Annotated in this window: 10 protein-coding genes; 7 read left to right on the top strand and 3 right to left on the bottom strand. The window is 72.3% G+C overall.

Going from position 1 to position 13,897, the window contains the following annotated elements; translation table 11 throughout:
• Positions 1 to 59: 59 nt before the first annotated feature.
• The 3 genes from ABD343_RS34700 to ABD343_RS34710 all read left to right on the top strand — a co-directional run bounded on the left by ABD343_RS34700 (position 60) and on the right by ABD343_RS34710 (position 6,208).
• The gene (locus ABD343_RS34700) at positions 60 to 914 is read left to right on the top strand and encodes an NmrA family NAD(P)-binding protein (protein ID WP_344534133.1); all 855 of its coding nucleotides are present in this window, start codon (positions 60 to 62) and stop codon (positions 912 to 914) included.
• 183 nt (positions 915 to 1,097) lie between these two features.
• Positions 1,098 to 2,087 (top strand): aminoglycoside phosphotransferase family protein, encoded by a 990-nt coding sequence (locus ABD343_RS34705; RefSeq protein ID WP_344534122.1) that lies wholly within the window; start codon positions 1,098 to 1,100, stop codon positions 2,085 to 2,087.
• A 1,232-nt stretch (positions 2,088 to 3,319) separates the two neighbouring features.
• Positions 3,320 to 6,208 carry a helix-turn-helix transcriptional regulator gene (locus ABD343_RS34710; RefSeq protein ID WP_344534123.1) on the top strand — a complete coding sequence of 963 codons (2,889 nt, stop codon included), beginning with the start codon at positions 3,320 to 3,322 and terminating at the stop codon, positions 6,206 to 6,208.
• Between the two features lie 119 nt (positions 6,209 to 6,327).
• On the opposite strand, the gene ABD343_RS34715 is transcribed toward ABD343_RS34710, so the two are convergent.
• Positions 6,328 to 7,224, bottom strand: coding sequence for a hypothetical protein (locus ABD343_RS34715; protein WP_344534124.1), 897 nt, complete (start codon positions 7,222 to 7,224; stop codon positions 6,328 to 6,330).
• Between the two features lie 297 nt (positions 7,225 to 7,521).
• Here ABD343_RS34715 and ABD343_RS34720 point away from each other — a divergent pair, with 297 nt between their 5' ends.
• The 4 genes from ABD343_RS34720 to ABD343_RS34735 all read left to right on the top strand — a co-directional run bounded on the left by ABD343_RS34720 (position 7,522) and on the right by ABD343_RS34735 (position 12,374).
• A complete protein-coding gene (locus ABD343_RS34720; RefSeq protein WP_344534125.1) occupies positions 7,522 to 9,414 on the top strand; it encodes a sensor histidine kinase in 1,893 nt (630 codons plus the stop codon).
• Positions 9,396 to 10,052 (top strand): response regulator transcription factor, encoded by a 657-nt coding sequence (locus tag ABD343_RS34725; RefSeq protein ID WP_344534126.1) that lies wholly within the window; start codon positions 9,396 to 9,398, stop codon positions 10,050 to 10,052. The genes ABD343_RS34720 and ABD343_RS34725 overlap by 19 nt, the downstream gene beginning before the upstream one ends.
• A gap of 106 nt (positions 10,053 to 10,158) precedes the next feature.
• Positions 10,159 to 11,577, top strand: a complete 1,419-nt coding sequence (locus ABD343_RS34730; RefSeq protein ID WP_344534134.1) for a class I adenylate-forming enzyme family protein — start codon at positions 10,159 to 10,161, stop codon at positions 11,575 to 11,577.
• Positions 11,574 to 12,374 (top strand): carbon-nitrogen hydrolase family protein, encoded by an 801-nt coding sequence (locus ABD343_RS34735; protein WP_344534127.1) that lies wholly within the window; start codon positions 11,574 to 11,576, stop codon positions 12,372 to 12,374. The genes ABD343_RS34730 and ABD343_RS34735 overlap by 4 nt, the downstream gene beginning before the upstream one ends.
• Positions 12,375 to 12,412: 38 nt before the next feature.
• On the opposite strand, the gene ABD343_RS34740 is transcribed toward ABD343_RS34735, so the two are convergent.
• Together ABD343_RS34740 and ABD343_RS34745 are read right to left on the bottom strand one after the other, a co-directional pair.
• Positions 12,413 to 13,369 carry an ACP S-malonyltransferase gene (locus ABD343_RS34740; protein WP_344534128.1) on the bottom strand — a complete coding sequence of 319 codons (957 nt, stop codon included), beginning with the start codon at positions 13,367 to 13,369 and terminating at the stop codon, positions 12,413 to 12,415.
• Between the two features lie 2 nt (positions 13,370 to 13,371).
• Positions 13,372 to 13,746 (bottom strand): hypothetical protein, encoded by a 375-nt coding sequence (locus ABD343_RS34745; RefSeq protein WP_344534129.1) that lies wholly within the window; start codon positions 13,744 to 13,746, stop codon positions 13,372 to 13,374.
• Between the last annotated feature and the right edge of the window lie 151 nt (positions 13,747 to 13,897).

The following is a 13,897-nucleotide window of genomic DNA, read 5'->3' on the forward strand; positions in this document are numbered from 1 at the left end:
CTACGGTCGCAAGCGGAAGAGAAACTGACTAGGTGAGTCAATTTACGGAGGGCAAGAACATGATCGTTGTCACCGGTGCCACCGGAGGGCTGGGCGGCGCCACCGTCGAGCACCTCCTCACGCGCGTACCCGCCGAGCGGATCGGCGTCAGCGTCCGCGACACCGCCAGGGCACAGCACCTCGCCGACCGGGGCGTGCGCGTACGGCAGGGCTCCTACGAGGACCCGGCCACGCTGCGTCACTCGTTCGCCGGTGCCGAGCAGGTCCTCGTGGTGTCCGGCAACGACCCGGCCGCCGACATGGTCGCCCTGCACCGCAACGCCGTCGAAGCCGCGGTCGCGGCCGGTGCCCGGCGGGTCCTCTACACGAGCCAGCACGGCGCCGTCCCCGGCAACCCGTACCGGCCGTCGGACATCCACCTCGCCACCGAGGCGGTCCTCGGCGAATCCGGTGTCGCCTGGACCGCGCTGCGCAACGCCGCCTACGGCCCGCTCGACCAGGTCCTCGGCCCGTGGCAGCGGACCGGCGTGATCGCCCAGCCGGAGGACGGCCCCGTCCCGTACACCCACCGTGACGACATCGCCGAGGGCACCGCGGCCCTCCTCGCCGGTGACCGTTCCTTCGACGGCCCCGTGAATCTCACCGCGACGGCCGCCGTCACCTTCGACGACATCGCCGGGATCGCCTCCGGCCTCACCGGCCGCCTGGTCGAGCGCGTCGTCGTGGACGACGAACAGTGGGTCGCCGACCGGATCGCGAGCGGCGTGCCGGAGCAGATGGCCCGCTTCCTCGTCACCTGGTACCAGGCGGCCCGCCGGGGCTGCTTCGCCGAGGCCGACCCGCTGCTGGCCGAACTCCTGGGCCGGGAGCCCCGTACCGTCGCCGACCAGCTCGCGGCCCGTACCGCGGAGTGAAGCCCTAGGGGGTGTCTGACCAATGCCCGCGGCGTCGCGGTGTCCGGCACGCACGCTCGCGGCGTTGCCGAATCGCCCTGGTAGCTCCGCTACGAGGGCGCTCCGGCGCCTTGCGATCGCACGCACCAGACACCGCTCCATCTCCCGCGCTCATGTGTCAAACACCCCCTAGGGTGGCTGCGCATGACAGACACCGAACCCGAGATCACCGCGGACCTCGTCCGTGACCTGCTGCGGGAGCAGCATCCGGACCTCGCGGGACTGGCCGTCCGCGAGGTGGACGGCGGGTGGGGCAATCAGATGTGGCGCCTCGGGGACGAGCTGGCCGTGCGCATGCCGCGTACGGACGGCGCCCCGGAACTCCTGCTCAAGGAGCGCCGATGGCTGCCCGTCCTGGCCCCGCGCCTGCCGCTTCCGGTCCCCGGCCCCGTACGGACCGGCGAACCGTCCGCGCGCTTCCCGAAGCCCTGGACCGTCATGACCTGGGTCCCCGGCGAGCCGCTGGACCGCACCCCCCTCAGCCGCGGCGACCACGCGGCGGAGGTGCTGGCGGGCTTCCTCGGGGCGCTCCACGTGGAGGCGCCCCACGACGCGCCGGTCAGCCGGGACCGCGGCGGCCACCCCGCGAAGTGCACGGACGGCTTCGACCAGTTCTTCGATGCGGTAGTCCCCGGCGCACTCGCGGATGACGTCGCCGACGGCGTCCGGGCGGTGTGGGAGGACGCGGTCGCGGCGCCCGAGTGGGAGGGCCCGCCGCTGTGGGTGCACGGCGACCTGCACCCCGCGAACCTCGTCGGCTCGGACGGGACGCTCTCGGGCGTGATCGACTTCGGCGACATGTTCGCCGGTGACCCGGCGTGGGACCTCGCGGCCGCGTGGGTCGTCCTTCCGGCGGGCGCCGCGTCCCGCTTCTTCGACGTGTACGCGCGGGCGGACGAGGGGACGGTCCGGCGCGCCCGCGGACTGGCCGCCCTCAAGGCGCTGTTCCTCCTCCTCATGGGCCGGAACGGCGACCGGGGCCTCCCCGGCGGCAAGCCGGCATGGGGCCCCGCGGGCCGGGCGGCACTCGACCGCCTGCTGGCGGACGGGCTGGCAGACGGGCGGGAAACCCACAAGCAGCGTGCGGAATCAGGCGGCGGAGTACGTCACTCTGGTCCGACAGGTCTGGATTAGTCGCGTTTATCGGCATCGAATTCGGGCGTCGAACGGGCAGAGACTCCCGGCATTCTTCGATTGCCGGTCGCGGGCGCGGGCCGGAAAATGGAGGGTGAACGGCACGAGAGCGCGGGTGACCGCCCTTGATCGTGCCGTCCCCTGCCATGCCCGGCGCTGACCACGCCGGACTCCGCCCGACCGACCGGCTCTCCCCGACGCCGGACACCTGGTCAAGGAGCTGCTGGCGCCTCCCCGTGCGTCCAGCCCGGCCCGGCCGGCGCCCGGAGCATCCCCGTCCCTGCTTCCGGGCGCCGGACCGAAGCGCCTCCGCCGCGCGTCGCGGCATCCGGCCCGTGCCGTCCGCCGGGTCCGCGGTGAAGGGAATCTCCGGCTCCGTCGTCGGAAGCGCGCGAGTGACCGGGGTCACGGAGCGGGCCCGACTTGGCCGCGGATGCGGGCCTACCTGCAGAGTGTCTGAAATGTCAACAACGCACCGGGCGGAAAGAGTCATTGACTGCCACGGGTGATCTGCGTCAGGATCCAACTTCCAACACCTGTGAGGAAGTTGGGGAGAGAGTCGACTTCTCTGCTCCCCGGATGTCCTCTGACGGTGGAGAAGGCGGCGACGGGGGAGCCGACGGGTCTTGTTCTCCCCCTTGTCGCGATGCGTGCTCGCGGCTGCACAGTTAGCGAAGGGGGCTCTGTTTTGCGGCCAGACCTCAACAGTTCACTGAACGAACGTCCTTGTCGTCCTACACTGCAGAAGTGCGCCGCCGTCCCGGTGGCCGCACCTGCGCAGGACTGAGGCGACTGCCTCACAATTCGCAACTGCACCGCCGAGATCTAGCAATAAGTCTTCCCTGGAGGATGGGGTGCGTTCAGATCACGTTTCGGTTGCCTTCAAGTCGATGCCCTTGCGTGATTCCTGGGACCTGGCGTGTCGCCCGAGTCCACCGCGCCTCTCCGCGCGCCGGCGCGATTCCGGTGCGGGTGCCGCGGTCCGCATGACCCCGGCCGCGCGGTATTAACTCCCGGAAAATTCTTGTCAATTCGGCCGCACACTGTGCGCCGGATTTCACTCGGCAGTCAGATTTCGGTTGTCCGCATATCGCGGTCTTCTGATTCCTCACGCTGCGCGCGCCGCTCAGCGCTGCACGTGACGCACGTCGACCGAGCACATTTCATCAGGGCAACGCATTGCCACGGGCAGAAGAAATGCGCCCGGGGCTTCAACGGGGAGGCAGAGCTGCATGGGGTTAGTGGAACGAGACGCGGCCATTTGGGAGTTGCGCTCCGTACTGCGCGAAAGCGCCAAGGGGCGCGGCAAGGTGGCCGTGATACGAGGAGGAATAGCCAGCGGCAAGACGGCACTGCTCAGGGCGTTCGAGGAGCACGCGGTGGCATCCGGCGCCACTCTGCTGCGGGCCTCGGGTGCGCCCAGTGAGCAGTCGCTCCGCTTCGGTGTGATCGAGCAGTTCTTCCGCGGCGCGGCCGTCGAGCCGGGAGCCACCACGGCGCTGACGCACCTGGCGAGCCTGGCCACGCCCCAGGTGGCGGACGAGACGCCCACCGCGCAGTCCGCGAGCCGGGCCGCGCACGATCTGTGCGTCGGCCTCCTCGACCTCAGCAGCCGGGGTCCGTTGGTGATCACCGTGGACGATCACCAGTTCGCCGACCCCGCCTCGACCCAGGTGCTGACCTATCTCCAGAACCGCATCGGGACGGCGCGGGCGCTGCTGGTGCTCTGCCAGGGCCACGAGCCGCCGTCCGAGCTGGTCGCCGAGGTACTCAGGCAGCCCTACTCCCGGCAGTTGACGGTGTCCCCGCTGTCCCCGGAGGGGGTCGGACAGCTCCTCGCGCAGCGCCTGGACTCCTCGGCGGCCCTCCGCCAGGCGCCCGGCAGCTACGCGCTCACCGGCGGCAACCCCCTGCTCGTCCAGGCCCTGATCGAGGACAGCCTCGCGCTGGGCCAGGACCCGCCGCCCGTACCGACTGCGGAGCCCGTCGCCGGGCAGGCGTTCACCCGTGCCGTGCTGGCGATCCTGCACCGCGGGGGACCGCTGCTGCTGCGGACGGCCCGGGCCGTCGCGGTGCTCGGCGAGTTCGCGGCCCCCGCGCTGCTGGCCGAGTTCCTGGACGTCAGCCCGCCGGTGGTGTTCGGCGCGCTGGAGGCGCTGGAGATGGCGGGCCTGACCACCGTCGCCCAGTTCCGCTACCACGGCACACGGTCCGCGATCCTGGACGAACTCACGCCCGAATCGCGCTCCGCGCTCAGCCGCCGCGCCGCCGAACTGCTCCACCGTGACGGGGCGGCGCCCTCCGATGTCGTGGGCCACCTCCTGGCCGCCGGGCAGGCCGACGAGCCCTGGGCGGCACGGGTGCTGCACGCCGCGGCCGACGAGGCGATGGCCCACGCGGAGCAGGCGCTGGCGCTCGGCAGGGCGGCGGAGGCCGTCCAGTACCTGGAGTTCGCCAGCCGCTCCTGCGACGACGAGCACAAGCGCGCCATGCTCACCGCCCAGCTCTTCTGGGTGCAGTGGACGATCAGCCCGGCCGCCGCGAGCCGCCACCACGCGCCGCTGCGCGCGGCCCTGGAGAAGGAGCTGCTCAGTGAGCGGGAGGCGCTGCGGCTCGTCCGTTCGCTGGCATGGCACGGCCAGTTCGAGGACGCGGAACGCGCGCTGGCCCGCGTCACCACCCCGTCCGCGGAGGACGGCGGCCGGGACACGGCCGAACGGGACCTGACCCGGCACTGGTTCTCCCGCTGGTACCCGCCGCTGTTCGCCCGGGCCGAGCGGCACGCCGCGTCCGCGGGCACCGCGGACGCCGGGGACGCCGGGGATACCGCGGACGCCGGGGACGCCGTGAGGACCGCGGACGCCGCGAAGGCCGCGCACCCGGCACCGGCCCCGGTGCGGGCCCCGGCCGCCGTGCGTACCCCGAGGACGGCGGACACGGCGTCCGACGCCGGGGCCCCGCCGGAGCTGGACGGCGCCGAGCGGGTGCTGCAGTGGGCCCGGGTCAGGGAGACGCCGCTGGCGTCCGTGCTCGCCGCGCTGCACGAACTCCTCGCCGCCGAGCGGTTCGAACGGGCGCTGCACTGGTGCAACGAGCTGCTGCAGAAGGCCGAGGACCAGCACACCGCCGCGTGGCGCGCGGTGGTGCTGGACACCCGCGCCGCGGTCCGCCTCCGGCTCGGCGACCTCGCCGACGCCGAACGGGACGCCCGCTGGGCCCTGACGGCGCTCTCCGCGCGGAGCTGGGGCGTGGCGATCGGCTCGCCGCTCTCGCACGCGGTGGAGGCCGCGACGGCACGCGGCCACTTCGACAAGGCCACGGAGCTGCTCGACCAGATGGTGCCGCAGGCCATGATGGAGACCCGCTTCGGGCTCCAGTACCGCACGGCACGCGGGCACTTCCTCCTCGCCACCGACCGGCCGCACGCCGCGCTGGAGGACTTCGAGGCGGTGGGCGAGTCCGTGGTGAAGTGGGACCTCGGCCACGATGTGACCCTGCCCTGGCGCGGCGACCTCGCCCAGGCACTCGTCCGTGTCGGCCTGACCGACCGGGCCAGGGATCTCGTCAAGGAGCAGCTCGCCTCGGTCGGGCCCGACCTGCCCCGGCTGCGCGGCATCTCGCTCGGCGTCCTCGCCTCGGTCAGCGACCTCAAGGAACGGCTGACCCTGCTCGGCGAGACGGTCGATCTGCTCCAGGCCGGAGGTGACCGCTACCAGCTCGCGAGGGCGTTCGTCGAGCTGGGCCAGGTCTGGCAGATCCTCGGCAAGCTCGACCGTGCCCAGCTCATCCGCAGGCGGGCGCTGCAACTCGCGAAGACCTGCCACGCCGAGGAGCTGTCCAACCAGCTCCTGGCCGGGAAGGAGCCGCTGGCCGGTGAGGCGGCCCCGAGCGAGTGGGAGGACACCGAGGGTGTGGCCGAACTGAGCGAGGCCGAGCGCCGGGTGGCCGCGCTCGCCGCGCTGGGGCGGACGAACCGCGAGATCGGCCGGAAGCTCTACATCACGGTGAGCACCGTGGAACAGCACCTGACCAGGGTGTACCGGAAGCTGAACATCAAGCGGCGCGCCGACCTGCCGGTGGGCCTCCCCGTCGACAGCGCGGACATCGCCGACATCGCCTGACCGGCACGCGGCCCCGCCGGTCGTACGGTCGTGCCGCGCCGCTCGTGCCGTGCGGTCGTACGCCCGCATGTCCGCATGTCTGTACGCCCGTACGCCCGTACGCCCGTGCGCCGCCGCCGTCAGCTCTCCGGTGTGACCCGGGGGGCGGCGCCGCGCGGCGGCACGGGCGCCCCCGCGGTCCGCGCGGCCGTCGGGGCCGGGGCGCACACGCTGGTACCGAGCGGGACGTCCAGCGGCTTGAGGGTGCCGCAGGACGGCGGCGCGCCGGTGCCCCAGGAGTCCAGGTCCGGCACGGCCGCGGGGCCCGCGCCGTGGGGCCGGGCGAACGTCACGCCGTGCGCGCCCACGGCCGTGGCCAGCTCGATCAGCCAGCGCGTCGCCGAGTTCCCCGGCGGGGGCGGGATGACGCGGGTGTAGAGCTGGGTGGGAAGTCCGGCGGCGCTCGTGGCGCGCGTGCCCTCGGCCAGGGATCTGAAGCGGCGCTCCCACTCGGCGGGACCCCGGCCGGGGCGGCGGGAGACCTCCGAGTCCACGCAGATGCGCAGCGCGTCGACGCAGTCGGCCAGGGCCGCCGCGTGGCGCTCGGGAGGGCAGCGCTCGGTGGTGAGGGTGACCGTGCAGCCGTCGTCGGTCAGATGGTCGGCGATGTCGGTGAGATCGGAGGTGGGCAGCGGCTCCACCTCGTACAGATCCACGGCCAGCAGGCCCGCGCAGGCCAGCGCCCTGGCCGTACGGCGGTGCACGGAGTTCACGGGGCAGGCCGGGGACGGACGGCGCCGGACGACGGGGGACCAGCGCACCCCTAATAAGGGCCACGAGCCGCCTAACGCGGCGGGGTCGGCGACCGGGTGCGCGGCGACCTCGCTCGGCCGCAGCACCGTGCGCCCCAGCGTGACCAGCCGGTCCCGGTGGTGGGTCATCCCGGTCAGGGGGTCGTGCACCACACGGTGACCGGCGCAGACCCCGACCCCGTAGACCCGCGCCGCCGTGTCGGGCGCGCCGCAAGATGACCGCATCGAATACCTCCTGGCGAGTCCTGCCGAGAAAATATGCCGTGGGCCTCGATTACGTGAATCACGCTACGGCCACACGACAGGTGGAGCTATCTATACCCCCGCCCACCGATAACTCATTCCCGAATAGGGCGGCGCCGCACGCGAATCCAGTGGGTGAACAGAGAACAAACTGCGAAACGGGTAAAACCGGGCGACCGTTGATGTCCAAATGAGAGGCAGTGGTGAACGCCTTCTGTCGGTATCGTGGCATGCGACGCACGCTCCCGCCGGGGGCACGAGGACGGCACGGGGAGAGCGATGTTCGAACGGCACCTCTGGGCGCCGCTGCGCGGCCTCGTGCTGTTCGGGACGGGACTCCTCGCCGGCCCGATGCTGGCCGCCGTCGTCCTCGGCGCGCTCTTCGGCATCCAGCCGCTCGCCCAGTGGTACCGGGGCCCGCTCAACGCCTACCGCCGCCTCGCGAGCCGGTGGTGCGGCGTGGACGTCCCGGTGCCCTACCGCCCGCCGCCGCCCCCGCCCGAACCCGAGCACGACGGCTGGTACCGCCACAAGAACCGGCTCTACAGCACCCCCAAGAAGCTCTCCTACGAACGCCGCTGGGACTGGCTCGTCAAGGATCCGGCCACCTCCCGCGACATCCTGTGGCTGCTGATCAACCCCGTCGTCGGCAGCGCCACCGCGCTGCTGCCGCTCGCGCTGGTCGTGGCGGGAGCCGCTTTCCCCTGGTACTGGCCGGGGCACGCCGCGGTCACCGGCCCCGTCGCCGCCGCGACCGGGCTGGCCGGATTCGGCTTCGGGCCGCTGCTGCTCCACCTCCACGGCCGCTGGACCTGCCAACTGCTCGCCCCCGCCGCCGACTCCGGGGCGCGGCGCGTGCTGACCTGGTTCGGCCGCGGCGGGCTCGCCGCCTGGCGGCTCGCCCTGACCGCCGGACTCGCCGTCGCCGAACTCGCCGCCGCGCTCATGCACCTGCTGGCCATGGTGCCGGTCCTCCTCTGGGCCTGGCCGACCGTGGTCGTCGCCGGACGGCAGCTCACCTCGTGGCGCCGGCACCAGATCCAGGAGTGGACCGGCATCCGCATCGACCGGCCCTATCTGCCGGAACCGGCCCTGCCGCCGCCCCGGCCCGACGGGACGTACCAGATCGGCCGCACCCTCTACCGCACCCCGGAGATGGCGCTGCGGGCCCTCCGCTTCCGGCAGAACGCCCGCGACCTGGCAACCTGGCGCGACCTGCTCTGGCTGCTGCTCGACCCCCTCGTCGCCGTGCTGCTCGCCGCGGTCCCCGTGGCGGTCACCGCGTACAGCTTCTTCGGGCTGATCTGGTCCTGGGCGTGGGCGTCGCTGCTCCAGCTCTTCGTGGACTTCCGGACGTTCGACGGCCTGCCGCTGTTCGCCCACGGCTTCCTCGACCACGTCCCGTTCGCCGCCGCGCCCCTGATCGGCGTGGCGGGCACCCTGGCCGGGGGCCTCCTCGCCGTCCCGCTGCTGCGGCTGCACGGCCTGTGGAGCTGGTACCTCCTCGGGCCCAGCCGCTCCGCCCTCCTCGGGCGACGGGTGGACCAGCTCACCGAGACCCGCATGGAGGCGTGGGAGACCATGTCCTCGGAGCTGCGCCGGATCGAGCGGGACCTGCACGACGGCGCGCAGGCGCAGTGGGTGGCCATGGGCATGAAGCTCGGCGCCATCGAGGCGCTCATCGACCAGGACCCCGACGCCGCCAAGTCCATGGTCGGCTCCGCCAGGGAGGCCTCCGCCAAGGCGCTCCTCGACCTGCGCCACCTCATCCGCGGCATCAACCCGCCGGTGCTCGCCGAACGCGGCATCGCCGACGCCATCCGCGGCCTCGCGCTGGACGCGCCGCACACCGTGGGGCTGCGGATCGACCTGCCCGGCCGCCCCGAACGGCCCATCGAGGCGGCGGCCTACTTCGCCGTCTCCGAACTGCTCACCAACGTCTCCAAGCACGCCGACGCCGCCCGCGTGCGCATCGACGTGCGCTACGCCGCCCAGCGGCTGCGCATCGCCGTCACCGACGACGGGGCCGGTGGAGCCGACCCCGCGAAGGGCAGCGGCCTGCGCGGCGTCCAGCGGCGGCTCGCTACATTCGACGGAACGCTCGCCGTCGACAGTCCACCCGGCGGTCCCACCACAGTCACCCTGGAGATTCCGTGCGTGTTGTCCTCGTAGAGGACCTCTACCTGCTGCGCGAAGGCCTGACCCATCTGCTCACCGCGCACGGCTTCGAGGTGGTCGCCGCCGTCGAGACCAGCCCCGAGCTGCTCACGGCCGTGCGGGAGCACCGGCCCGATCTCGCGATCGTGGACGTACGGCTGCCGCCCACGTTCACCGACGAGGGCCTGCAGGCGGCGCACGAGGCCCGCAGGCAGAACCCCGGACTGCCCGTCCTGGTGCTCTCCCAGCACGTCGAGACGCTCTACGCGCGCGAACTCCTCGCCGACGGCTCCGGCTCCATCGGATACCTGCTGAAGGACCGGGTGTTCAATGCCGCGCAGTTCGTGGACGCGCTGCGCCGGGTCTCCGAGGGCGGCACCGTCATGGACCCGGAGGTCATCTCCAAGCTGGTCGAGAACAAGGCCCACCAGGAGCCGCTGGGCACCCTGACCGCGCGCGAACGGGAGGTCCTCAAGCTCATGGCCGAGGGCTGCTCGAACGCCGCGGTCTCGCAGCGCCTGCACATCAGCGACGGCGCGGTGAGCAAGCACATCGCCAGCGTCTTCACCAAACTCGGCCTGGCCAACTCCAACGACAAGAACCGCCGCGTGCTCGCGGTCCTCGCCTATCTGAACAGCGCCAGCCTCGAATGAAGGGACCCTAGGGGTGCGGATAAGGGTTCCCACCCCCGTGCCGACGATTCCAGACTCGCCGTAGGTGAGGCACGTGCCCGGCCACGAGGAAGGAATCGTGCGACCAGTGAACGCGAAGATCTTTGCCCCTGACGCGGTGCGGACCCTGCCCGAATTCGAGCACGACGCCCTCCGGATCGCACAGGCCCTCGGCGAGCGGGGCGTCGGACTCGGGGACCGGGTCATGCTCAAGGCCGGCAACTCGCCCGCCTGGGTGGCCACGCTGCTCGGCCTGATGCACCTCGGCGCCTCGATCGTCCTCGTCGACCAGCAGGAACACGCGGAGCCCACCCGGCAGATCATCCTGCGCACCGGCGCGAAGCTCGTCCTGCGCGACGAGGACGCGCCCCTCGACAGCAACCAGGAATCCGTGCACCTGTACGAGCTGCTCGTGTCCGCCGCGGGGCGGCAGGTCGCCGACGAGCGGCTGACCGTCGAGGCCTGGAACGAGCTGCCCGACGGCCTGATCATGTGGACCTCCGGCTCGACCGGCACGCCCAAGGGCGTCGTCAAGTCGGGCCGCAAATTCCTCAAGAACCTCGAACGGAACGCCGCGCAGGTCGGCCACCGCGAGGACGACGTCCTCCTGCCCCTCCTGCCCTTCGCCCACCAGTACGGCCTGTCCATGGTGCTGATCGCCTGGCTGAAGCGCTGCTCGCTGGTGATCGCCCCGTACCGGCGCCTGGACCGGGCGCTGACGATGGCCCAGGAGTCGGGCGTCACCGTCATCGACGCCGCGCCCTCCAGCTACCGCAGCATGCTCAACCTCGCCGCGCGCAAGCCGAGCCTGCGCCCCGGACTGGACCGGGCCCGGATGTTCTGCGTCGGCGCGGCGCCGCTCGACGACCCGCTGGTCGACCAGTACCGGGCCGAGTTCGGACGCCCGCTGCTCGACAGCTACGGCAGCACGGAGCTGGGGAACATCGCCTTCGCGACCACGGACAACCCGGTGGCGTGCGGACAGGCCATGGACGGGATACGGATACGCGTCGTCGACGACTCGGGCCGCGAGGTCCCCGCGGGCGAGCACGGCGAGCTGGAGGTCGACACCCCCGACGCGCTGGAGGGGTACCTGGCCGAGGACGGCACCCTGGAGCCCGCCCCCCGCGGCTGGCAGCGCACCGGCGACCTCGGCCGCCTCGACGCCCACGGCAACCTCTTCGTCCTCGGCCGCAAGTACGCGGTGCACCGCATGGGTTACACCCTCTACCCCGAACTGACCGAGCGCGGCCTGGCGGCCAAGGGCTGCTCCGTGCGGATCGTCGCCCTGCCCGACGAACGGCGCGGCAGCCAGCTCGTCTTCTTCGTGGAGGACGACCAGAGCCGCGACGAGACGTACTGGCGCGAGCGGCTCAGCGGCCTGCTGGCGTCCTACGAGCACCCCGACCGGGTCGTGGTGCTCGACCAGTTCCCGCTCAACCGCAACGGCAAGCCCGACAAGCGGCGGCTGGAGCAGCTCGCGCAGGACCGCGGCCGTACGCGGTGAGGATCGCCTGCCTGCAGACCCGCTGCGGCTCGACGGACGTCGCCCGCACCCTCGACAGGCTGCGGGGCGCCGCCGAGAAGGCGGCGGGCGAGGGCGCCGAGCTGCTCCTCGCCCCCGAGATGACCCTCGGCGGCTATCCGCTGCAGGTGCCCGCCCTCGCCCAGGCGGCCGGCACAGCGGACGGACCGTGGTGCGCCGCCGTCTCCCGGATCGCGCGGGAGACCGGGATCGCGATGGCGCACGGCTGGCCCGAACGGGACGGCCGCCACCTCTACAACTCCGTACGGCTCGTGGACCGGGACGGGCGGCAGCTCGCCGTCTACCGCAAGGCGCACCTCTACGGCCGTGCCGAGCACGCCCTGTTCACCCCCGGCGGCACGGGAGTGGTGCAGGCGCCCCTGGGCGGCCTGACGGTGGGCCTGATGATCTGCTACGACGTCGAGTTCCCCGAGACCGTGCGCGCCCACGCGCTCGCGGGCACCGACCTGCTGCTGGTGCCCACCGGGCTCATGACGCCCTGGGACTTCGTCGCCCGTACGCTCGTGCCCACCCGGGCCTTCGAGAGCCAGCTCTACGTGGCGTACGCCAACTGGACCGGTGACCACGGCGGCCTGCGCTTCTGCGGCCGGACCACGATCGCCGCCCCCGACGGCACCGCCGAGAGCCTCGGCGGCGCGGCGCCGGACGACGGCGGGGACGAGCTGCTGTTCGGCGACGTGGACCCCGCCGCGCTGGCCTCCGCCCGCCGCACCACGACGTACCTCGCGGACCGCCGCCCGGAGCTGTACGGGGGCTGAGCGTCGGACGTCGCGCGTCGGACCTCGCGCGTCGGGTGTCAGGCGGCGGCGCGGACGCGGACCGCCGGGGGCTTCGGGCGCAGGGCGTTCTTCGGATTGACGGCCAGGACGTCGAAGTTGCGGACCGTGCAGTTGAGCCGGTGGAACATGTCGTCGGCGCCGGTCACGCAGAGCGTGCCCACGCCCAGCTCCACCATCGACGCGACCATGTCCGGCCAGCGGATCGCCCGGTCGAAGGTGTCCAGCAGCATCGTCCGCATGGCCTCGGCAGTCTCCACCACCGAGCCGTCGGCGTCCGAGACCACCGGCAGCCGGGGCGCCCCGATCCGGTACCTCGCGAACACCTCGGCCTCCGCCCTGCGGCGCAGCGCGCCGAACGCGGCGGCGTGCACCGGCGGCCGCATGGTGTACATCGAGTACCCGCCCAGGTCCCGCACCGCCCGGACGAACGCGTCGAGCCGGGGCTCGGGCAGCGAGACCATGAAGAAGCCGCGGTCCAGCTCGCCCGAGACCTCGAACCACTCGCCCCGCGCCCGCATGGTCTCCAGCAGGGCGCGGAACTCCTCGTCCGGGACGCGGTAGACGGCATGGGTCACCACGTCCGTGTGCTCGGTGGCGAAGAACTCCTTCTCGCAGCGCGCCAGCTCCGCCGTCATCCGCACGACGTCGGGGAAGTCGAGCGCGCCCGTGTACGCCGCCGCCGCCTTCTGGCCGAAGCTGACCCCGGCGCACACGTCGGGCCGCATGCCCCAGCGGTCCTCGGCCCGGTCGGCCGCGGCGAGCGAGGAGACCAGAAAGGCCAGTTGGGCGTATTCCGAGTAGTCGGCGCCCTCGTCGTGGAACCGCTCCAGGACGGAGAAGCCCAGCACCTCGTCGGCGCTCGCGAGCCGGGCGCGCGCATACGGATCGAGGACCAGAAAACGGCCCGCGCCCGCGAAGTCGAACCGGCCCATTCCGGGAAAGACCACGGCGGTCCGTGCCTGAGTCTGCGTCATGATCAAGTGCACACCTTTTTCAGCGCCTTGGTGTTGGTGACGGTCCTCTTCACCCACACCGCCACGCGGCCGAAATCCTGCGCGGCCTCCACCTGCGCCATTCCGTACTGATGGGCGACCTGGCGGATGGCCTTCTCGACCTCGCGGTCGCGCACGCTCTTCGCGAGATCGAGCAATTCCTTGCCCTTTTTCTCGTAATCCTCCGGCCGCTTCGGGTCCGGCACCAGATCGATGATTCTGAGCGCCTTCACACAGGCCGCCGCCTTGTCCGTGACTTCGGACGCCTTCCCGGAATCCTTCTGCTTCTCTTCCTCGCAGCCCGCGGTCAGCAGAACCAGGGTCAATGCCAGGCCGCCGACAGCCGCCCTCCTGAGCACAGGAATCCCCCCATGTCTCGCGCTGTTGTCGCCAACTCCCTTACGGAGAACGGTCCGAGCGCCGTCGAGTCTATCCGCTCGGTTCCTCGCCTGTCACCGACACGACCGGCTGCGGGGCCCCGTCGGCGGCCGGAGCATGGCGCAAAATTAG

Origin of the sequence: Streptomyces albiaxialis (assembly GCF_039530985.1) — a bacterium.
GTDB lineage: Bacteria > Actinomycetota > Actinomycetes > Streptomycetales > Streptomycetaceae > Streptomyces > Streptomyces albiaxialis.

What these genes read in the sequence shown, in the direction of transcription:
- ABD343_RS34720 (WP_344534125.1), top strand. Translation starts at nt 7,522, where the DNA reads ATGTTCGAACGGCACCTCTGGGCGCCGCTGCGCGGCCTCGTGCTGTTC.
- ABD343_RS34710 (WP_344534123.1), top strand. Translation starts at nt 3,320, where the DNA reads ATGGGGTTAGTGGAACGAGACGCGGCCATTTGGGAGTTGCGCTCCGTA.
- ABD343_RS34705 (WP_344534122.1), top strand. Translation starts at nt 1,098, where the DNA reads ATGACAGACACCGAACCCGAGATCACCGCGGACCTCGTCCGTGACCTG.
- ABD343_RS34700 (WP_344534133.1), top strand. Translation starts at nt 60, where the DNA reads ATGATCGTTGTCACCGGTGCCACCGGAGGGCTGGGCGGCGCCACCGTC.
- ABD343_RS34715 (WP_344534124.1), bottom strand. Translation starts at nt 7,224, where the DNA reads ATGCGGTCATCTTGCGGCGCGCCCGACACGGCGGCGCGGGTCTACGGG.
- ABD343_RS34740 (WP_344534128.1), bottom strand. Translation starts at nt 13,369, where the DNA reads ATGACGCAGACTCAGGCACGGACCGCCGTGGTCTTTCCCGGAATGGGC.